The organism is Rothia sp. HSID18069 (assembly GCF_003989155.1).
Classification (GTDB): domain Bacteria; phylum Actinomycetota; class Actinomycetes; order Actinomycetales; family Micrococcaceae; genus Rothia; species Rothia aeria.
The window spans coordinates 62504-82945 of the sequence record NZ_RBMG01000002.1; the positions used below are offsets into that span (position 1 = coordinate 62504).

Here is a 20442-nt window from a genome sequence, read left to right on the forward strand (position 1 = left end):
CCCGGCTATAGGGCCTCCCATTATTTTAGTACCAGCACGGGGCGACTAAGCGGTATTTGACGTGGGTTAAGGGGTGTGCGCAGCGGCACTCAGCAACTTTTAGACATATTCCCAGGTTTATGCTGGATGCGGTGTGCTTTTCAGGTAAGCACATAAAAAGTCGCGGATATAACAGTATTTTTCGGCCTATACCCCCGAATATTAAAACCTTTTCGTGGTAACCTTTCACTAACACCGATATATCACTTTTCATATAGCTTCCGGGGGTGAAACCCCAAGGTTTTACCTCCCTTATCTCATACGATAGTGGTTTTATCGAGTGGTACCTCAGTATTCACCACAATCTTTGGCACCCACCGTTGGGGGCCGGTTTTGGAAAGAACATATGAAAAAACCAATGAGAACCACTTCACACAAAACCCGCTGGGCTTCTATAGCCCTAGCCCTAAGCACCGTTTTGACGATGTCTTCCTTCCCGGCGGCTTCAGCTGCCGACACCTCCCACGACGGTACCAGTAGCGATAAAGCGGCAGCTAGTTGCTACGAGGTTAAACAGGTGAATCCCAACGCGAAGTCGGGTGCCTACTGGCTGTACACCCCGCAGATGAGTGCACCCCAGCAGTTCTACTGCGACCAGGAAACTGATGGCGGCGGCTGGGTAATGGTCGGTCGCGGCCGTGAGGGCTGGACCGAATCCTACGGTGGCGTTGGTAACGCTGACCAGCTGCACAAGAATCCCACTGGTTCTGCGGCGTTTAAACCGGTTCAGCTTTCCTCAAATACTGTGGATGCTCTGCTGAACGGCACGAAACCGCAGGATCTTCCCGATGGTATGCGTCTGCGCCGTGCCTACGATCCCAGCGGCACGCAGTGGCAGGAGGTTCGTACCCCGCGCCTGCAGACCGCACAGTGGTCGTGGGCCATGAGCTACGCCCAGCACTGGGGCCCTTTCACCTTCTCGGGTGCCGGCGGCAACAACTCATACACCCCTCGGGATCAGCCGAGCCAGATGGCCCCCGGATACGGCACCTCGGCGGTACGTTTCTTCGCTAACCGCGACCAGGGCTGGCGTATTGGTTTCGCCTATGGTGCTGATGTGACCCGCGGTAATGAGAGCTCCAGCTCGTATATTTACCAGAAGAACGGCAGCTACGGTAATGCGATCCCCTTCACCCAGGTGTATCTGCGACCTAAACTGACCCAGCGTGATTTGAACTTCGGCCAGGTTGGTGCGACAGCAAGTAACCGTCGCGCCCTGCCGAACAGCTACTCCATGCCGGTACGTTGGCGCACCAGCGAGCAGACCGCATCCGGTAAGGTGGGCGAGATGAACACCTACGTGCAGGCTATTACTCAGGTGGGTGACACCGTCTTCACCGGCGGCGACTTCGCCTATGTTGAGTCTGCCAATGGTGAGCGTGTAAACCAGCAGTACCTTGCTGGTTATAACGTTGATAGCGGCGAGCTGGTACGTTCGTTTGCGCCCAAGTTCAACGGCCAGATTAAGGCTATTGAGGCTCTGCCGGGTAACCGCCTGGCCGTGGGTGGCGAATTCACCCAGGTGAACGGGCAGCCCGCTAACCACTTCGTGATCCTGAATGCGACCACCGGCGAGATTGACAAGACCTGGGATATCCAGATCGAACGTCGCAGCTCCGCCGCAGCACAGGTGAAGACCTTGCAGGTGCAGGACGGTTACCTGTACATCGGCGGTAACTTCACCCACGTGAAGGGTAATACGTCTAAGAACCCCGCCTACGCTCGTGGCGGTGCTCGCATTAAGCTCAGCGACGGCTCCGTCGACTGGAAGTGGCGTCCTAAGTTCAACGGCACTGTGAACGGCATTAACGCCGCCGCCGATAACTCGACGGTGCACGCGGCCGGTTACTTCTCCGAGGTGAGCGGTTCTAGCGCTTTCCGGCTTGCAGCCCTGAACGGTGCTGACGCAACCCCCATTAACTGGGAGTGGAAGCCGTCTCTGGAGGCACAGCCCGGTGCCCGCTACATGTGGGGTTTCCAGTTCGATGTTCAGGATACTGGTGCTGATGTGTGGACCGGCGGTACTGAGCACATGATCGCCCAGTACAGCAAGAACGGTTACGCCCGTAAGAGCAGCGCAATTACCCGTGAAGGCGGCGACTTCCAGGATCTGCACTTGAACGGTGATGTGGTCTACGGTGCCTGCCACTGCGGCGACTCCATCTTTGAGGGCTCACAGAGCTACTACGGCTACTGGCAGGATTACTCTCAGGTGCACAATATCCGCCTCGTAGCTGCTTTCGACCGGGAGAGCGGCAAGATGCTGGGCGAGTTCAACCCCATTCTGAAGGGTGCCCGCGGTTTCGGTGTGTGGGAGTCCTTCGTGGATTCCCGCGGCAACCTGTGGGTTGGCGGCGATATTAACCGCTCCCTGGGCGAGAAAGGCGAGCAGCGTACCGTCGGCTTCGCACGTTACGCACCGCGCGATGTGACTCCTCCCGCAGCCCCTTCGGGCTTGAGGGCACAGCGTTCGGGCAATAACGACAAGCTCAGCTGGTCGGGTGCCGAGCAGGGTGCACGCTACCAGGTGATCCGTAACGGCCGCGTCATTGCGACTGTGACGGGCACCAACTACTCGGTAGCACACCAGGATGGCGCACGTTACTCTGTGCGTGCGGTTGACGCCTCGGATAACTACTCGGCTGGTAGCCCTGAAGCCCGCGTCTAATCAGGGTTCACGCGCCACTGTGCGCCGGTAAGATCGCCCCGCCCGTCGCTTTGGCGGGCGGGGTGGTTTTTACCGTCGGCGGCACCCATACAGCTGTGTTAGGCTGGGGGCATCCGCCGCATAATTTCATACTGTATTCACTCACTAGGCGCCCCGTCAGGGCGTTATCCCAGTCACCGATGTAAGGTTTACTATGCCCACCACAAATCTATCCGCTCGCCGTGCGCTCACCAGTGTACTTGTATCTGGTTCACTTTTGCTTGCGTTGGCGGCGTGCTCCAACACAGACAATAACAACAATGAGGCGCAGAGCTCTTCTTCCTCAGCCAGTGCCAGTACCTCCTCCAGCTCATCGTCAGCCGCTTCAACCTCTCAGAGCCCTTCACAGTCCCCTACCGAGTCCGCCACTACTACGTCGGCGGAGCCTACCCCGTCGGCAGAGCCGGAAGATAACGGGCCCAAGCCGGACGAGAACTATGCAGGCGCTGAGAAGGTTAAGGATGCCCCCACCGTTGCGGCTGATTCCCCTGAGGTGAAAGAGCTCGATAACCTGCGTTCCTCCTACGAAAATACCCTCGCGAAGGTAAAACCTGCCCCTGAGCCGCAGCGGCAGCAGGGCGATGAAGAGGGCAGCAATGATGAGAACGGCAAGAAGGAACAGGCCCGCCAGGCCCTTGATGACGACACCATTAAAGCCATTGAAGAGATGTCTACTGGTGCTGCCGCTGGTGAGTACACCTCCTCAGCTGCCGAGCATGCAATGACCGGCACGCACACCGAAGGCACGAGTACTGTGGTGGGTAACCCGCGCATGACCGAAACCACCTACAAGGGTCAGCCTGCACGCCTCTTGGAAGTGTGCGTGGACTCTTCCAACGTGAAAACAGTTGATAAAGACGGCAAGGAACTTCCTTCCGACAATACGCCTAAACGGTCTCTGAATATTTACACGCTGGTACAGGTGGACGGCAAGTGGAAAATTGCCGAACATGACTGGCCAAATAACGCTAACTGCTAGGTGTTATAACACTGTTGCAGGCGGGTTATACCCCCATTAATGAATGGCTTATAGAGTTCCTTTTATGGAATATCTATAAGCCATTCGTTGTATAGTGAAGTTTTTTGACGACACACTCTCTTGCCGTCAGACGGGGGTAAGGGTAAGGCACTTCCTCAGGCATGTATCAATAACCACAAGACTAATATTTTTACACTCACCCTATCATTGATGTGATTCCGGTTATCTAAGCCTCTTTTCTTTGTTCCACGCGTCCTTTATCTATATAGTTGGATTAGTAGTTTGTGCCTTCCCCGGCCGCACTGTGCTTTTATTATGTGCGTATTAGCGTACCGTTGATGCGCACATAAGGGCGTGCCGTGTGACCGCCCATAGCTACAATGTCACACCGATATAGAGGAACACTTACACATGTCTACGCCGGCTCGCCCTGCAACCAGGCCGGGTTTCGCTGAAACCCTCACCGCGCTTGAGCGCGCCCAGAAGCCGGGGCACGGCGTACCCGCCTACACCCGCTGGGTTAATCGCCGCGTTGCTCGTTACTTTGCAGCCGCGGCCGTCGCAATGGGTATTACGCCGAACGGTGTGACGGCTATTAGTGCCGTATGCTCGGCTGCGGGTATTCTCACTCTCCTACTGGCGCCTCCCACAGCGCTAACAGCACTAGCGGTGGCGCTGCTCTTTGCCCTTGGGTACGGCCTGGATTCCGCCGATGGGCAGGTTGCCCGCGTAACCGGGGCGTCCTCCCCCGCCGGGGAATGGCTTGACCATGTGGTTGATTCAATCCGTGTACCCTGCATCCACCTTGCCGCCTTGGTAGGGTTCATTCGTTACCCCCAGCATTTTTCCCTGACCGGAGCTGCCGATGGTTTCCCCTCCGGCTGGAGCCTATGGTGGCTGCCCATGGCGTTCACCGTGCTGACCGCAGGGCATTTCATGAGCCAGATCCTTGCCGAACAGCTGCGGAACAACCGTAAAACTGCTGCCCCTTCAACCGGTGGCACAATGCGTTCTTTCATTAACCTGCACATGGACGCGGGTACCCTCTGCTGGATTTTTATCGTGTGGGGCTTCGGGCCGCTTTTCGTGGTCGTCTACGCCCTGCTTTTCGCCGCGAACGCCGCAACCGTGCTGCTCTCAATGCGCCGCAAGTACGTTACTCTCTCAACCCCAACCACACCCGCCCAGTAGGAGTCACTATGCTTCAATTTGAATCCCGCATCCCTTCCGTCAGCGTTGTGATCGCCACCAATGGAAAACGTATGCAAAGCTTACGCACCGCAGTCACTGCAATTCTCGATCAGCAGTACCCGGGCCCCGTTGAGGTGGTGATCGTCTACGACCGTGCCACCCCTGACCCGCTCTCCGATATTGAAATCAGCGAGAATCGGTCACTACGTATCATTGAAAACACACGTACCGGCGGGCTAGCTGGCGCACGCAATAGCGGCATTCTGGAGGCCACAGGAATAATCCTGGGATTCTGTGACGATGACGACACCTGGATGCCGGGCAAACTCACCGAACAGGTGGCATTGTGGCGAGCTAACCCGGATGCGGTGGGTATTTCATCTGGTATTACGGTGCGCTCGGACGGGCGGAACATCGTGCGCCTAGCCCCCGAACGCGCTACTTTCGATGACTTCCTGCGCTCACGGATCACCGAGGTTCACCCCTCCGCAATGCTGTACTCCCGCTCTGACTTGGTGGATGGCCCCGTCGGTCTGGTGGATGAGCAGCTGCCTGCCTCTTACGGGGAAGACTATGACCTGCTGCTGCGCGCTACCAAGCACGGCGATATTCTTTCCGTACCCCAACCGCTGGTTAGGGTGCTGTGGGATCGGCCGTCCTTTTTTGCCGGTCAGTGGCAGTACATTGCTGATGGCCTCACCTACCTGCTGCGTAAGTTCCCTGAATTTGAGCGTTACCCCAAGGGTGTGGCGCGCGTGGCTGGGCAGGTGGCGTTCGCGCACGCAGCGCTGGGCCATAAGAAAGAGGCATTTGCGTTTGCCCGTTCTTCCCTGCACCGCGATAAGACGCAGCTGCGTGCCTGGGCCGCATACCCGGTGGCTCTTGGTGTTGTAAAACCGCAGACCCTGCTGGATGCGGTGCAGAAAACAGGCAGGGGCCTTTAGACCGTGCCCAACACAGTTACGGCCGCCCTGACGATTCTGAAAAAGGCGGACATTGAGACGATGTCCGCCGGGCGTGGCCTACCCAATAACCAGAACGCCCCGGCTCTGCCAGCGTGGCCGCTGCTCACCCTACTGTATGGGTTCCCAATCATCTGGGCACTTGGGCTGCTGCAGATTGCCCCGATTATCCTTGCCTTTGTGATGCTCGGCTATATGCTGGTGCGCGGGTCGGTACGTATCTACCCTGCCCTGTGGGTGTGGGGTGCTCTCACGTTCTGGGTGGTTGTCTGTGCGGTGTCGCTGGTAGAACCCACAGACCTTATTGCGTGGGGGTTCCGGTTCTCGGGTGTTTTTTGCGCGGGTGTTTTTACGCTTTACTACTTCAATGCGCGCGCCGCGATCACTCCGGATCGTTTGCTGGGCGGGTTGGTGACCCTCTGGGTCACTCTTGTGATCCTCGGCTGGGGTGGGGTGCTTTTTCCTAATTTTAGGCTGCAAACCCCCATGAGTTTCATCATGCCCGCCTCAATTCTGCAGAACCCTCTGGCGCGTGATTACATGCTTCCCCCACTTGCGGAGGTGCAGCGCCCGTGGGGTGCCCCCGAAGCATATAACCGCCCCTCCGCACCGTTTCCCTACGCGAATAGCTGGGGCCTGGCGTACACACTGCTGACCCCAATCATGCTGGCGTACCTGCTGCGTCTGCGGAACCGGTGGGCCCAGGCAGGGCTCGTGGTTGCTTTGCTGCTCTCAACCGTCCCAGCGGTGAAGACCAGTAACCGAGGCATGTTCATTGGTTTAGGAATTGTTGTTGCCTATGTTCTGCTGCGGCAGCTGTTTGCTCGTAACTGGCGTGCTGTGGCATTCGGCGTAGGCGTGGTTGCTGTGGGGGTCATTGGGCTTTTTGCTACCGGTACTGTCGCCGAAATTCTGGGCCGCCAGAACTATTCCGACTCCACCGGTGGGCGTGCCGCACTGTATAAATCCACGTGGGAGGCCACCCTGCAATCCCCCATCGTGGGGTACGGTACCCCCCGTATGGAACCCAGTGTGGGGGTTTCGATGGGCACCCAGGGCTACCTGTGGACACTCATGTTCTGCTTTGGCTTTGTGGGCCTGGGCCTGTTCCTTGTTTTCTTATCAAGCGCAGTGTTCTCAGGTCTTCGGGTGGGCACTGCCTCCGGGTACTGGCTTCATGCTGTGCCGGTTAGCTGCTTTGTAGTGCTCATTTTCTACAGTTTTGATATTACTCAGCTGAGCGTGCTGCTGCTGAGTTCAGCGCTGTGTGTGCGCTCGAATTATTACGGGGAGGGACTGTGACGGCGACTAAGCCCAAGTCCTTGGCCCGCAGCGGCTCTCTGTCCTCGCTGTGCGTCATGTATGGCGCCGCGATCGCGTTTGGGACGACCCTGGTGGTGTCAAACGGTATTGGTCCGGCTGGGGCAGGCGAGTTTTTTCGCCTCATGGCGCTGTTTGCTATTGCTACCTCAACGGCTGTTTTCGGTGCCGACACGGGGCTGGTGCGTACTATCTCGGCGCAGAACGCACTGGGCAGGTACTCCGCTATTCCCCGACTGATCCGTTACGCGGTGCTGCCGCCTCTGGCGCTGTCGCTGGGCATCACCGCCGTGGCGTGCATCTACTCGGTGGCGGTACCGATGCCGCACGAGTATGCAGTGGCGCTTCGGATGAGTGCTCTGTTCGTGATCGTCGCGGCCGTAATGTCGGTGTATTTTGGGGCGCTGCGCGGGCTGAACCATGTGGTCACGTTTACCGTCATGCAGAACGTTCTGTTGCCGACCCTACGCTTCGGTGCAATCGCGCTGGTGGTATTCGCCTCGGGGCACCTGCTGGATCTGGTGTTTGCGTGGACCCTTCCGGTGGCGGCTACGGCGCTGCTGACTCTGTGGGTAGTTGAATCCTATATGCCGCGCAGTAAAGATCGTCCGCAGTCTGAGGCTGCCGCAACCACCCCGCAGGAGAGCGCCCACTCATTTTGGACGTTCAGTTCTGCGCGCGGAGTGGCAACCATTGTTGAGACCATCCTCGAATGGATTGACGTACTCACCGTCACCACCGTTCTGGGGCCTGCCGCCGGTGGTGTATACGGCGCGGTGAACCGGTGTGTACGCGTGGGTACGATGGTTGAGCACACGGGCCGCATCGTTACCGGGCCGTCCATTAGCGCAGCGCTGGCCACCCAGAACATTGATCGGGCGCGGCAGATCTTCCTGGCTACCACCCGCGTACTCACCGCCATTTCCTGGCCGTTTTACCTGACATTGGCGGCGTTTGGCCCCACCCTGCTGGGGTTCTTCGGGAAGGGCTTCGAAGAGGGGGCCGGCATCCTGTGGGTTATCTGTCCCGCAGCGATGCTCTCAATGAGCGCTGGCGGTGTGCAGTCTATTCTGCTGATGAGCGGTAAAAGCCGTTGGCAGCTGCTCAATAAGCTGTCTTCACTGGCGGTGGCGATCATTCTCAACGTTGCGTTGGTTCCGCTCTGGGGCCTGTACGGCGCGGTGACGGCGTGGGCTTCAGCGCTTCTGATTGATACTTTCTTGGCGAGCTACCAGGTGTTTCGCCTGGTGGGCATCCGCACCAGCCTGACGGAGATGGCACCTGCCCTCACCCTAGGGGCTTTGGTGCCGCTGGGATGTTCATTTGTGGTGCTAACGGTTGTGGGCCAGGGTCTGTTGGGGCTTGTCCTCTATGTGATATTGTTGGCCCCTTCATACGTCGCGCTTCTGTACTATTTTCGAACCCAGCTGGGCATTGAACGGTTCCTGGCCTCCCGCAAGGGCGGGGGTAAGGGCGCTGGGACGCGTTCCGCGCTGGCACATCAACTATCGATACAGGGAGAGAACACTATGAGTAAACTGTCCGCAACTACGGACGCCCCCGCGGTGTCCCTGCGGGAGCAGCTACACCGGGTGTGGCGCCACAAGATGATTGTGATTATCACCATTGTGGTCTGCACTCTCATAGCGGTGGCGTTTAGCTTCCTCGCTCCGCCTAAGTACACCGCTAAGTCGAGCGTGCTGGTGAACCCGCTGGTGACCGATCCCGCTGCCGGTGGTAACGCAAATTCTCTGAAGGTGGATATCTCTACCGAGTCCCGCGCAGCTGGGTCGCGTGAGGTGGCTGATAAGGCCGCAGATAATCTGCGGTCTGAGGGCGTTGATACTGACTCCAAGCTTACCGACAAGCTGATGAACTCAACTAAGGTGGTTCCCACCTCGCAGACTGCGGTGCTTGACATTGAGGTGAGCGATTCCAACGCTAAGCGTTCCGCACAGTACGCGAATGCTATCGCCAAGGCCTACCTGGAGGTTCGTCAGAATAACCTGAAGGAAACCATCACCGATAGCGTGAAGAAGCTTGACGCTCAGATCAAGCAGCTTGAAGATGAGGATAAGAATAATAACGGAAACGCGAACTCTGCGAAAATTTCGCAGATGCGGGAGCGCCGTAACCAGATCCAGCTGACCTCCACGGTCGGCGGGCGTGTGCTGACTGAGGCTCAGCCGCCGAAGAAAGCCACCGGGCTGGGGCACAGGAAGACTGCCTTGGCGGGCGTGGGTACGGGTCTGCTGCTGGGCGTACTCATCGCGTACGTGTACGACCGTATGATGCGTACCGTGGGATACTCAGATCGTTTGAAGGATCTGGGGATTCCGGTGCAGACGGTGCGCCCGCGGTCCTCTGATGAGGATACGCTGCTGCTGATGCGCCGTATCGGCTCGCCTGACGGCAACCTGCGGGCTTCTAATATTTCGGGCATTGTGATTGTCTCGGATTCTCCTGCGTTGGCGGATCAGCTGCACCGGCAGCTATACCGTACTATCCCCAGCGGTAAGGCGTACTTTACGGACTACCCGGCTTTGAGCAAAGTACTTGAGCATTACTCGCCCGAGCAGGTTATTGAGAGTAATGAGATTCCGATGGTCATTAACTTGGCTGATGAGGCGCCCCTGTCTACTTTGCTACGTTTATCCGAAGCATGCCGCGTGTGCTTAGTGCCGGTGGGTGAGCTGAGCTCCCGAGCACAGGTTCGTGAGCTATTCTCGCACCTGCGGACCCTGGAAAACACCGTGAGTATCGCCATCTTTATGGACACCGACCCTGAGAAGGAGAAGGTTGATGGAGCGACTGCGTAAGAAGCCCTCGAAGCTGCTGCTTGTTTCCAGCAGCGGTGGGCATCTGAAGCATCTGACGGCCACGTTTGATGCGTGGCAGAACTATGAGCGTGTGTGGGTAAGTTTTAAGCAGCCCGATGTTGAGTCTGCGCTGGCGGAGGAGAAGGTGTACTGGGCCTACTACCCCACCACCCGCAACGTGAAGAATGCCATCCGTAACCTGTTTTTGGCGTTCAAGATTTTCCCCCGGGAAAGGCCCGATGTGGTGGTCTCTGCCGGGGCGGGGGTGGCGGTTCCGTTCTTTGTGGCGGCTAAGCTCTTCCGGGCTAAGACCCTCTACATTGAGTGCTACGACCGCCCCACCCTGCCGACGATGACGGGAAAAATGCTGTACGTGCTCGCGGATGATTTCAATGTTCAAAGCGATGAGCAGCAGAAGAATTTCCCCGATTCACGGGTGATTCACCCGATCTTTTAAGGGGTTGGCGCGTCTCACACGTTGAACCGCCGCTAATCCGCGTCCTCGTTCCTTTTTAGGGGTATATTTAAAGGACGCTACACATATACCGTAGCTGTGGGGTACTTGCCTCACCCGGTTTTATTTTCCGCCTCGGCTAAACCGGCGCATTTTCCGGATGTGCTTGCTGAGTACCCTCACCGATAAAAGCATAGAGAGGAATAGGCTATGTCTATTCACAATTTCCCGGATGTTAGCGTCAGCGACGCTAATTCTGGCGTGCCCGTTCTCACACCTAATACAGATCCGGTTAATATTCCCACTAAAACATATGACCTTGTCATCTCTTTAGGTACTGATTACCACAGGTTTGATAGGCTTCTGCGTTGGGTTGATGCGTATCTTAAGGAGAACCCGCATCTTAGCTGCCTGGTGCAGCACGGTCATACCGCACCTATTGAGCGTGGCGAGAATGTAAGGCTCATGCCTGCTGGGGATCTCATGGGCTACTATGCTACGGCCTCTGTGGTGGTTGTTCAGGGCGGCCCCGGTTCGATTCAGGATGCACGCCGTACCGGTGCTATTCCGCTGGTGGTACCACGCCGCGCGGAGTTTGATGAGGTGGTCGATAACCACCAGGTTCCCTTTGCTGATCTGATGGAAAAACGTGGCCACGCGGTGGTGGTCAATAGCCGCGCGGAGCTGTTCGATAAGCTTAATTTGGCGTTGGCTAATCCTTCTCTGTTCCGTTCTGCTGAACCGTATGTTGCTGCCCCTGAGGTCTCAGCTGAGCAGCTTTCTGAGGCTCTTCATGACCTTCTTACGGGTCGTTCGCACCGCACCGAGGGTTATGTGACTCGTTTTAAAAATGCTGCCCGGGCGCATTTTTTGGGTAAACGTGAAATGGCTCGGATTAGCTCTTTAACTCCTAATGCTTAGGATTGTGTTTTTAAGTTCACACCGCCCTGGTTTGCCGTGCCCAAAATAAGCAGTATTCTAAATTTATAGCCTACGAAGCTCACAGGATATTCTCAGCTATTTTTACCGCCGCCGGTCTCTTTTGACTTCCGAGGCGCGGTAGCCTTGTATATGGTTTGTGCGTTTTGGGATAACCCGCGCACTGTTGGAAAGGAAAACTATGTCAGTTCAGGAATCCACCGTAGTTAACGTGACCGTTGAGCAGATCGCTACCGCTTACGCGAGCGAGGACTTTGCGCGATTCGTGTGCTCTGAGGTCGGCGTTGAGTTTGAAAGCTTCTCCCTTGAGGGCGACGCTTCCGGTGAGTTCACCGCAACTACTGTGCGCACCATCCCCTCGGACCGTGTGCCCGATATTGCCCGTAAATTTGTGTCCAATGGCGTTAATATGACTCAGGTTGACCGCGTAAGCGCCCCCGCCGCTGATGGTTCCCGTACCGTGGATACCGAGGTGAAGGTGAACGGCATGCCGGTGAATGCTAAGGCTTCGCAGGCTCTGGTATCCCAGGGCGAGCAGACCCGTGTGGATGTGAACGGCGAGGTTTCCTGCTCGATCCCGCTGGTGGGCAAGAAGATTGCTGCCTCCGCTGAGCCGCAGGTTGGCCGCGTGCTGAAGGTGCTGGGCACCTCGGCTGAGAAGTGGACCGCACAGCAGTAACACTAGTTCTGTGACGGTGTTCGGGCGGTTACCGCCCCACATCGGCTTACCCCGTGTAGCACCGTAAAGCGGCAGGTGCACCCCTTGCGTGGTGCACCTGCCGCTTAGTTTTTAGAGAAGCCCTCCCCCAACAGGTGAGGGCTTTCAACTGCTCGTCTAGTCGTTCTCCTGAGCGATGAGACCCCTTTTGATGCTGGCCCCGTGCTGTTGTTCGTCGTCCAGCAGGCGCATAATGCGCCCGAGAGCTTCAATTGCGTCGTGTTCTGCCTCCAGCAGGTCTACAACTTTACGAAGCTTTGTGCTTGAGGTGTGCTCGGTGTACGGGAAGTAGTGTACGCGCACCCCCACTTCGGCGAAGCGGTTTTCTAAGGCTATGCCTTTTTCGGTGCCTTTCCAGTCGTCGCCTTTAAAGAACACGTCAAAGGGCTTCTGAGACCAGGTATGTAGTTTATCCGGGTTAGTCTCAATATGCACCTCGTCCACGTAGCTAATGTGGCTGACGATTTCGGCGCGTTCTTCAATCGGGATGACGGGTCGGCGGCCTTTGGTTTGTTCCAGCACGTCGTCGTGAACCACCCCGGCGATGAGGTGGTCACAGTTCGCTTTTGCTTGGCGCAGAATGTTCAGGTGGCCGACGTGGAAAAGGTCGTAGGCGCCGGCGGCGTATCCGATGGTCATGGGGTTCTCTCGTGGGTGACTGAATAATGAAATTTTTGGTGGCACCTCTAGCGCTTGTCCGTTCCCTGTTTCTTGGATGAAAACAAGGGGCATTTAGGGAGGGAAAAGCCGTGATCTGCAGGCACCAGCCTAATTCTAGCACCGCCCAGTTCCGCGGCAGGCTTATCGTGAAAGTCGCGCCAATCACCCCGGGAGGATACCCGCTCTTCATTGGCCTCTGTTAGTCAGAAGTCACAGCACAAGCAGCAGGAAGTTAGGGTAATCTTTTGCCGACTCACCTCATAAAAACTAAGAATTATGATAATAATGAAGGGGATAGTGTGAATAACTTTGATATGAAATCGGCGTACTATATGCGTGAGAATTTTCCAAAAATCCTTAGGCTATTCTCCCCTAAACGGCACCTTAAAAGTTTTCTCGGATAATCACCATTTACCCATGAGTAGTTTATGAACCTAGGACTTCTACAATGAAAAAGAATCGTATAAATACCTTCTACGCGCTTAATATACTCACTATACTTGACGGGGAAATTCTGGAATGCGCGGGTACATCCACAACTCAGTATGCTGACTTGGATATATCCACGGAGAAAGACAGAAATATCATTCTCGAAGACCTGCTATGGCCTGAGCTATTGCACTATTCACCAGAAAACCAGCATAAGATACGGCTAAGTTTTCTGTACTGTACTACGAACTGTGGTGAGAGGCAGTTGGAAGACTTACTAAATTTTTATAGCGGAAGTATTTTTCCAACCCCCAATAGTAAAATCACCTATAAAGAGTTTTTTGAAATTATGTACACCAGTTTATTTTGCCCAAATATAGAGGTGGAAGAATTAGATCATTTTATATTCTACGACGATCCCTCACCCCACGCGTGGAATTTATTCAACGGGTAGGTACTTTCGACTGCCGTACTGCTCCTATCGTCCGGGTATAAAACCGCCAAAGCATAGGCAACAGTTTGGTATGTGCCCACGAGATACGCCACTGATACAGCGGGGTAGAAATTCCCCGCTGACCAGTTGGCATCACCAGAACGTACTACGCTTGTTTTCCTACAGCCTCCCGGGCTGCTTCTTCGGCGGCAACCCAGGAGAGCATTGCGCATTTGACGCGGGCCATGAATTTTGAGACCCCCGAGAATGCCGCCATATCGCCATACTCTTCTTCATCCAGGGTGATCTGACCACGTGAACGCAGCATCTGGCGGAACGCATCCACGTGGTGCTGTAGTTCCCCCACGGTCATGCCCGGCGCCATCTCTGAGAGCACCGACGCCGCAGCCATTGAGATAGAGCAGCCATCACCTTCCCAAGAGACTGACTCGATCACCTGCTCGCCGTCTTGAGGCTCCTGGGCAAGCACCAGGCGCAGGTTAATCTCGTCCCCACAGGTGGGGTTGTACTGATGGTTATCGGCGCTGCAACGCCCGCTAGGGACCTCCACGAGGTGCTCACCCGAACGCTGTTTGGAGTGCTCCAGGATAATTTCTTGGTACAACGATTCTAAAGACATAATCCATCCATTTCTGCGGCAGTGTGTAGAGGTAGATACGGTGCGCGTTCAGCGCGGTTACAGGCCAAAATAGGGGCGCACCTTCGCCAAAGCAGCCAGGAACGCCTCAATATCGTCAGTGGTGTTATACAGGTAGGCGGAGGCGCGGGTGGAGGCGGTGACCCCCGACAGCTTATGCAGCGGCTGGGCGCAATGGTGCCCCACTCGCACCGCAATACCCCAGGTGTCCAGAAGCTGACCCACATCGTGCGGATGCACCCCATCAATCGCCAAAGACACAAGCCCGGCGCGGCGGGCAGGGTCGGCGGGCCCGAGCAGGCGCACCCCCTCAATCTGCTGCACACCCGCAGCAAGGCGCTGCCCCAGCTCATGCTCCCACGCCTGCACATTGGCCATCCCCACATGCTCAAGGTAACGCACGGCGGCGGCAAAAGCCACAGTCTGCGAAACCCGCTGAGTGCCCGCCTCAAACTTAATGGGAGCGGGCATGTACTCGGCATCTTCCAGGCCCACACGGGTGATCATAGAACCGCCAGTAAGGAATGGCGGTAACGCATCCAGCAGCTCGGCACGGCCATAGAGCGCGCCAATACCGGTGGGTGCGAGCATCTTATGCCCCGAAAATGCGGCGAAATCCACCCCAAGACCCGGAAAATCAACGGGCATATGCGGTACTGACTGGCAGGCATCAAGAACAGTGAGTGCGCCCGCTTTCCGTGCGAGCGCCACCATATACGGCACGTCCGTGATCGCACCAGTCACATTAGAGACATGCGTAAACGCTAAGATACGGGTGTTCTGCCCCACGATCTGTTCAGCAGCCTCGTAGTCGAGTTGGCCGTCGGAGGTCACCGGAATGTGGCGCAAGGTTGCGCCGGTGCGCTGGGCTAGGATCTGCCAGGGAATCAGGTTGGCGTGGTGCTCCACCTCGGTGGTGACAATCTCATCACCCTCACCCAGAGCGAACTGTTCGGATTTTTCCCCGCCAATCCCTTGAGAGGCGTTCCCGATAGCGTAAGCGATAAGGTTCAATGCCTCGGTAGCGTTGGAGGTCCACACGAGTTCCTTATCAGTGGCGCCCACAAAGCGAGCAACAGTAGCTCGCGCATCCTCGAACAAGTCGGTGGCTTCAACTGCGAGAGTGTGCGCCCCCCGGTGTACCGCAGAGTTCGCGTGCAGGTAGAAGTCACGTTCGGCATCAAGCACCTGCAGGGGTTTCTGGCTGGTGGCCCCCGAATCCAGATACACCAGCGGGTGCCCATTCACCTGCGTACCGAGGATAGGGAAATCGGCGCGCAGATCACGCACCAGCTGGTCATTCAACGGCGTGTTCGCTGGGGTCGAGTATTCTGCCACGGTAACCTTCTTCTCTCGTGTGGGGCACGCCCAGTTTAAGGATGTTAAGCGTCTAGGACGCCCAAAACCGGGCGTGGCGCACAGCGCGCAAGCACCCGGCAGGGGCATAACGTCATACTTTTCTAGCTTATTCCTCCACCCGGGGTGAAGGATAGTTAGGTGTGTGCAACCACGCGCCCCAAAGCACCGCCGCAGTACCCGGCAGCTAGGCGGAGTGGTAGTGCTGCTGCGCCGCAACTAGGCCTTTCTCAACGAGCATACGCACCGCATCCGCCGCATTAGAGATCAGGAAAGGCAGGTTTTTCACCTCGGTCGTGGAGAACGGTTTGAGCACAAAATCTGCGGTGTTCATGCGACCAGGCGGGCGGCCAATACCAGCACGCACACGGTAGTACTCTTTAGTGCCGAACGCTTTAGTAATGTCACGCAGGCCGTTGTGCCCGCCTTCTCCCCCACCGCGTTTAAGTTTGATGGTGTCAAAGGGGATGTCCAGCTCGTCATGCACCACCACCACATGGTCGGGCTCAATCCCGTAGAACTTTGCGACCGCTGAGACAGGACCGCCCGAAACGTTCATGTACCCGAGCGATTTCATGAGCACAACCTTGGGCCCGCCCATACCAAGACGGCCCGTAGCCACGACAGCGGACGCTTTAGGATGTTTTTTGAAGGTTCCGCCTACCTCACGCGCCAGCTCGTCAAGCACCATCTGCCCAATATTGTGGCGTGTTTTAGCGTACTGCGGGCCGGGGTTTCCCAAACCAACGATGAGCCACGCATCAGACATATCAGCCCGCCCCTTTAAGAATCGTGTGAGTAGTGACAAATCAGCCCCCTTGTGGGTGTGAAATGTTCCGGCAGGTACGGTGCGACCCGCACCGAGCCCGGTAGGTTCGTGTGCGGGTCGCGCCCAATACGGTTATCTGCCGCTTATTGGATTAGTCCACAAACAGCAGGTCGATGTGCTGCAGCTCGGGGCGGATCGGGTGACGCTGAATATCCTGCACGCGAGCTTTGAACTGCTCACCATCAACCTCAATCACCAGAACGGCATCCTTGTTGCGCACAGCCAGGGTGGTCTCGTGGCCCGGCAGGATCACGTGCTTAGGCTCTTTGCCGTTGCCGTAGATAACGGCGGGAATGTTGCCTGCTGCGCGGATGCGGCGTGCGTAGCCCTTCCCAAAATCGGGGCGGGGCTCAGCGGTAATCTTAATTTCTGACATGGTAATCTCCACTCTATACATAATGGGTAATGCGCCAAGAGAATAATGGCGCGAATCATGGGATTCCATGCGCCACCTCGTCGATAACGGCAGAGTCTGCCCTCGCCTTGGCTAACACTATATTCTTACAAATTTTCTAGATGCGAGCAAGAGTGCTCACACACCAGCCCCGCAGTGAGCTACAGGGTGCCCAGGTACTCGGCGAGCGCATCGCGATGATCGCGCGGGGTGAATCCGGCAGCAATAAGTTTTGAAAGATCCAGGGCAGAGTTAGTGGGACGCGGAGCAAAGACCTGGGCGTTGGCGAAGTATTCCGCAGTTGTGGTGTCGCTTACTCGGGCGGCATCGTGACCGGTGCCGGTGTATACGGCTCGGGCTAGGTCTGCCCAGGTGATAACCTCGCCACTATTTGACACATGGTAGGTGCCGTAGGGTGCACCGGTAAACAGCAGATGCAGTGCTGCCCCCGCCAAGTCTTGGGTGAAGGTGGGGCGCCCCCACTGATCCGCCACAACGGCAGGATCCACGCCGCGTTCGGCCAGCGATGCCATAGTTGCCACAAAATTTTTTCCCTCGCCAACCACCCAGCTGGTGCGCAGCAGGTAGTGTTTGCGCCACGCAGTCGCGGCGCTCTCCCCCGCGGCCTTGGAGGCACCATATACGCTCAGCGGGGAGATGGGATGCGCCACCGAGTATTCCTGCCCTACCGGCAGAGTTCCATCGAAGACGTAGTCGGTGGAAACGTGCACGAGAGGAAGATTCGCTTCTTCGCAGACGCTCGCCAGGGCGGCGACTCCGTGGGCGTTGGCGGCCCAGGCTTCGCGGCGCCCCTCGGGGGTTTCGGCGTTATCCACTGCGGTGTAGGCGGCGGCATTGATGACCGCACGGTATGACCGCCAGCGGAAAGCGTTTCGCCATTTTTCGGGGGTTCCGAGATCGAGCCGGTCACGGTCTACCGCCTCGAAAGGGATGTTCTGCACGGTCAGCTGGCGAACGAGTTCACGCCCGAGCTGCCCACTTGCACCCACGATCAGAAGAGGGTCGGGGGTAAGCGGGGTGATCTCATGTAAGCGCGGGTGTTTGCGGTCCTTCTCTGAAAGCTCAGCCTGCGCCAGGTCGATAGGCCAGTCGATGGCGGCGCTTTCGTCCGCAAGGTTCAGGAAGCTGTAGGCGGTCAGAGCATCCGCCGACCAGTGATCGTTCACCAGGTAGGTGTAGGCGGTGTTTTCCTCCAGGGTTTGGAAGGCGTTGCCAACCCCGCGCGGAACGAAGATAGCGGTGTCGGGGCCGAGTTCGACGGTCACGACCCGTCCGAAGCTCTCCCCCGCACGCAAGTCTACCCAGGCGCCGAAAATTCGGCCGCTTGCTACCGAAACGTATTTGTCCCAGGGTTCGGCGTGAATACCGCGTGTGGTGCCTACCGAGGTGTTAAAAGAAATATTATTCTGCACCGGGTCAAAATCGGGCAGACCGGCGGCACGCATTTTCTCACGCTGCCAGTTTTCCTTAAACCAGCCGCGATTATCGCCGTGCACGGGCAGATCGATGACGAGCAGCCCCGGTATATCGGTTGCCCTTACGTTCAGTTCTTTCGTCATTTACTGCCCCGCCTTCGCGTATTTAGCCTCAACTTCTGCCTTGAGCGGTTCCCACCAGGAGCGGTTATCGGTGTACCACGCGATGGTATCGGCAAGACCCGCTTCAAAGTCGGTGAACTGAGGTTCCCACCCGAGCTCTTCGCGCAGACGGGTGCCGTCAATGGCATACCGCATATCGTGCCCGGGCCGGTCTATCACGTGCTCAAAGTCGTTCTCGTCTTTACCCATGAGGCGAAGAATAGTGCGCAGCACGGTAATGTTATTCTCCTCGCCGTCTGCACCGATGAGGTAGGTCTCACCAATTTTCCCAGATTCAAGGATGCGCAGCACCGCCGAAGAATGATCGGATGCGTGAATCCAGTCGCGCACGTTCAGGCCCTCGCCGTAGAGCTTAGGGGTCAGCCCCGAGAGGATATTCGTAATCTGCCGGGGAATAAATTTTTCGATGTGCTGATACGGCCCGTAGTTATTCGAGCAGTTCGAGATAGTCGCCTCAATCCCGAAAGAACGCACCCAGGCGCGCACCAGCAGATCCGAACCTGCCTTGGTAGAGGAGTACGGGGAGGAAGGGTTGTAGGGAGTAGTTTCGGTGAACTTTGCGGGGTCATCCAGCGCCAAATCGCCGAAAACTTCATCGGTTGAGATGTGGTGGTAGCGGGTTCCGTGCTTGCGCACCGCCTCCAGCAGGGTAAACGTGCCGACTAGGTTGGTGTGAATAAAAGGTTCTGGGTTCGCCAGGGAGTTATCGTTATGGGATTCTGCGGCGTAATGGATAACTGCATCCGCCTGCGCTACGAGCTCGTCGGTGAGTTCACGGTCTGCAATATCGCCAACCACCAGCTTAAAGCGGGATTCATCAAGCCCCGCCAGGGAAGCCGCGTTCGCGGCGTACGTCATTTTGTCGAGAACTGTGACAGTGTGCTGAGTGTGCTCCAACAGGTGATGAACAAAGTTTGAGCCAATAAAACCGGCGCCGCCGGTAACAAGAATGTGAGCCATACGTTAGATTTTAGCGCCCGACACCCGTATTTTTATGCATACAAACGGCGAGAATCGTGACACAATATAGAAACTATGAAAGGAATCATTCTAGCTGGTGGCACCGGCAGCCGCCTTCACCCCATCACTCAGGGCATTAGCAAACAGCTCACCCCGGTCTATGACAAGCCGATGATCTATTACCCGCTCTCAACACTCATGTTGGCGGGTATCCGGGATATCCTCATTATCACCACCCCTGCCGACCAGGAACAGTTCCAAAGGCTGCTCGGGGACGGCTCAAGATTCGGGGTTCACTTCGAATACAAGGTGCAGCCCTCCCCTGACGGGCTGGCTCAAGCATTTATTCTTGGTGCAGATTTTATTGGTAATAGCCCCGTTGCCCTCGTGCTTGGCGACAATATTTTCTACGGGCACGGGCTCGGCACCCAGCTGGCCAAATACGAGCAGAAGGACGGCGCGACTGTCTTCGCCTACCAGGTGGCTGACCCGCGCGCCTACGGTGTGGTCGAATTCGATGAGAACAACAACGCCCTCTCCATTGAGGAAAAGCCCGAAAATCCCAAGAGCGACTACGTGATCCCCGGCCTGTATTTCTACGACCGGGATGTGGTTAACTATGCACAAGAACTTGAACCTTCACCGCGTGGTGAACTGGAAATCACCGACCTTAACCGTGTATACCTAAAACAGGGTAAACTGAAAGTGGAGGTTCTTCCGCGCGGCACTGCGTGGCTCGACACCGGCACCTTCGATTCACTCGCGGATGCCACGAACTTCATCCGCACCGTGCAAAAACGTCAGGGTCTTTCCATTGGATGCCCCGAAGAAATTGCGTGGCGCGCAGGCTGGCTCAGCGATCAGGAACTCAGCAAGATTGCAAGCCCCCTCGTTAAGAGCGGTTACGGCGAATACCTTCTCAACCTGCTACGGTAAGGTGGCGTCTTCGCTCAACTGTGCCCGGGCACGGGTCGAC

17 protein-coding genes are annotated in these 20442 nt (G+C 56.8%); 10 read left to right on the top strand and 7 right to left on the bottom strand.

The window, feature by feature from the left end; all coding sequences use genetic code 11:
* The first annotated feature begins 397 nt into the window (after nucleotides 1-397).
* From D8M41_RS06120 to D8M41_RS06160, 9 genes are all read left to right on the top strand, one after another.
* Entirely contained in the window at nucleotides 398-2707 is a 2310-nt protein-coding gene (locus D8M41_RS06120; RefSeq protein WP_231375378.1) for a fibrinogen-like YCDxxxxGGGW domain-containing protein, read from the top strand.
* A 193-nt stretch (nucleotides 2708-2900) separates the two neighbouring features.
* Nucleotides 2901-3725 (top strand): hypothetical protein, encoded by an 825-nt coding sequence (locus D8M41_RS06125; protein ID WP_006888117.1) that lies wholly within the window; start codon nucleotides 2901-2903, stop codon nucleotides 3723-3725.
* Between the two features lie 411 nt (nucleotides 3726-4136).
* Nucleotides 4137-4916, top strand: coding sequence for a CDP-alcohol phosphatidyltransferase family protein (locus D8M41_RS06130; RefSeq protein WP_006888284.1), 780 nt, complete (start codon nucleotides 4137-4139; stop codon nucleotides 4914-4916).
* An 8-nt stretch (nucleotides 4917-4924) separates the two neighbouring features.
* Nucleotides 4925-5860, top strand: a complete 936-nt coding sequence (locus tag D8M41_RS06135) for a glycosyltransferase family 2 protein (protein WP_006888072.1) — start codon at nucleotides 4925-4927, stop codon at nucleotides 5858-5860.
* Nucleotides 5861-5863: 3 nt separating this feature from the next.
* Entirely contained in the window at nucleotides 5864-7180 is a 1317-nt protein-coding gene (locus D8M41_RS06140) for an O-antigen ligase family protein (protein WP_023133840.1), read from the top strand.
* A 56-nt stretch (nucleotides 7181-7236) separates the two neighbouring features.
* A complete protein-coding gene (locus tag D8M41_RS06145) occupies nucleotides 7237-10017 on the top strand; it encodes a Wzz/FepE/Etk N-terminal domain-containing protein (protein WP_006888181.1) in 2781 nt (926 codons plus the stop codon).
* Nucleotides 10001-10474, top strand: coding sequence for a UDP-N-acetylglucosamine--LPS N-acetylglucosamine transferase (locus D8M41_RS06150; protein ID WP_006888063.1), 474 nt, complete (start codon nucleotides 10001-10003; stop codon nucleotides 10472-10474). The genes D8M41_RS06145 and D8M41_RS06150 overlap by 17 nt, the downstream gene beginning before the upstream one ends.
* 207 nt (nucleotides 10475-10681) lie before the next feature.
* The gene (locus D8M41_RS06155) at nucleotides 10682-11392 is read left to right on the top strand and encodes a glycosyltransferase (protein WP_006888214.1); all 711 of its coding nucleotides are present in this window, start codon (nucleotides 10682-10684) and stop codon (nucleotides 11390-11392) included.
* Nucleotides 11393-11591: 199 nt separating this feature from the next.
* Nucleotides 11592-12089 (top strand): DUF2505 domain-containing protein, encoded by a 498-nt coding sequence (locus D8M41_RS06160; RefSeq protein WP_006888039.1) that lies wholly within the window; start codon nucleotides 11592-11594, stop codon nucleotides 12087-12089.
* A gap of 156 nt (nucleotides 12090-12245) precedes the next feature.
* On the opposite strand, the gene D8M41_RS06165 is transcribed toward D8M41_RS06160, so the two are convergent.
* From D8M41_RS06165 to rfbB, 7 genes are all read right to left on the bottom strand, one after another.
* A complete protein-coding gene (locus D8M41_RS06165) occupies nucleotides 12246-12767 on the bottom strand; it encodes an adenylyltransferase/cytidyltransferase family protein (RefSeq protein ID WP_006888167.1) in 522 nt (173 codons plus the stop codon).
* Between the two features lie 1049 nt (nucleotides 12768-13816).
* Complete coding sequence (gene sufU, locus D8M41_RS06170; protein WP_006888078.1) at nucleotides 13817-14290, bottom strand: Fe-S cluster assembly sulfur transfer protein SufU; 474 nt, start codon at nucleotides 14288-14290, stop codon at nucleotides 13817-13819.
* A 57-nt stretch (nucleotides 14291-14347) separates the two neighbouring features.
* Complete coding sequence (locus D8M41_RS06175) at nucleotides 14348-15646, bottom strand: SufS family cysteine desulfurase (RefSeq protein ID WP_006888198.1); 1299 nt, start codon at nucleotides 15644-15646, stop codon at nucleotides 14348-14350.
* 205 nt (nucleotides 15647-15851) lie between these two features.
* Complete coding sequence (gene pth / locus D8M41_RS06180; protein ID WP_006888041.1) at nucleotides 15852-16433, bottom strand: aminoacyl-tRNA hydrolase; 582 nt, start codon at nucleotides 16431-16433, stop codon at nucleotides 15852-15854.
* Nucleotides 16434-16584: 151 nt separating this feature from the next.
* Nucleotides 16585-16869, bottom strand: coding sequence for a 50S ribosomal protein L25 (locus D8M41_RS06185; RefSeq protein ID WP_006888036.1), 285 nt, complete (start codon nucleotides 16867-16869; stop codon nucleotides 16585-16587).
* Nucleotides 16870-17048: 179 nt separating this feature from the next.
* Nucleotides 17049-18467 (bottom strand): sugar nucleotide-binding protein, encoded by a 1419-nt coding sequence (locus tag D8M41_RS06190; RefSeq protein ID WP_023133835.1) that lies wholly within the window; start codon nucleotides 18465-18467, stop codon nucleotides 17049-17051.
* Nucleotides 18468-19466, bottom strand: coding sequence for a dTDP-glucose 4,6-dehydratase (gene rfbB / locus D8M41_RS06195; protein WP_006888172.1), 999 nt, complete (start codon nucleotides 19464-19466; stop codon nucleotides 18468-18470).
* Nucleotides 19467-19541: 75 nt separating this feature from the next.
* Here rfbB and rfbA point away from each other — a divergent pair, with 75 nt between their 5' ends.
* On the top strand, nucleotides 19542-20402 hold the full coding sequence (gene rfbA, locus D8M41_RS06200) for a glucose-1-phosphate thymidylyltransferase RfbA (protein WP_006888064.1): 861 nt from the start codon (nucleotides 19542-19544) through the stop codon (nucleotides 20400-20402).
* The last annotated feature ends 40 nt before the right edge of the window (nucleotides 20403-20442 follow it).

Coding starts and splice junctions, on each gene's coding strand:
- D8M41_RS06135 (WP_006888072.1), top strand. CDS start 4,925: ATGCTTCAATTTGAATCCCGCATCCCTTCCGTCAGCGTTGTGATCGCC.
- D8M41_RS06165 (WP_006888167.1), bottom strand. CDS start 12,767: ATGACCATCGGATACGCCGCCGGCGCCTACGACCTTTTCCACGTCGGC.
- D8M41_RS06185 (WP_006888036.1), bottom strand. CDS start 16,869: ATGTCAGAAATTAAGATTACCGCTGAGCCCCGCCCCGATTTTGGGAAG.
- D8M41_RS06125 (WP_006888117.1), top strand. CDS start 2,901: ATGCCCACCACAAATCTATCCGCTCGCCGTGCGCTCACCAGTGTACTT.
- D8M41_RS06130 (WP_006888284.1), top strand. CDS start 4,137: ATGTCTACGCCGGCTCGCCCTGCAACCAGGCCGGGTTTCGCTGAAACC.
- D8M41_RS06145 (WP_006888181.1), top strand. CDS start 7,237: ATGTATGGCGCCGCGATCGCGTTTGGGACGACCCTGGTGGTGTCAAAC.
- D8M41_RS06120 (WP_231375378.1), top strand. CDS start 398: ATGAGAACCACTTCACACAAAACCCGCTGGGCTTCTATAGCCCTAGCC.
- rfbA (WP_006888064.1), top strand. CDS start 19,542: ATGAAAGGAATCATTCTAGCTGGTGGCACCGGCAGCCGCCTTCACCCC.
- D8M41_RS06150 (WP_006888063.1), top strand. CDS start 10,001: ATGGAGCGACTGCGTAAGAAGCCCTCGAAGCTGCTGCTTGTTTCCAGC.
- D8M41_RS06190 (WP_023133835.1), bottom strand. CDS start 18,467: ATGACGAAAGAACTGAACGTAAGGGCAACCGATATACCGGGGCTGCTC.
- sufU (WP_006888078.1), bottom strand. CDS start 14,290: ATGTCTTTAGAATCGTTGTACCAAGAAATTATCCTGGAGCACTCCAAA.
- pth (WP_006888041.1), bottom strand. CDS start 16,433: ATGTCTGATGCGTGGCTCATCGTTGGTTTGGGAAACCCCGGCCCGCAG.
- D8M41_RS06155 (WP_006888214.1), top strand. CDS start 10,682: ATGTCTATTCACAATTTCCCGGATGTTAGCGTCAGCGACGCTAATTCT.
- D8M41_RS06160 (WP_006888039.1), top strand. CDS start 11,592: ATGTCAGTTCAGGAATCCACCGTAGTTAACGTGACCGTTGAGCAGATC.
- rfbB (WP_006888172.1), bottom strand. CDS start 19,466: ATGGCTCACATTCTTGTTACCGGCGGCGCCGGTTTTATTGGCTCAAAC.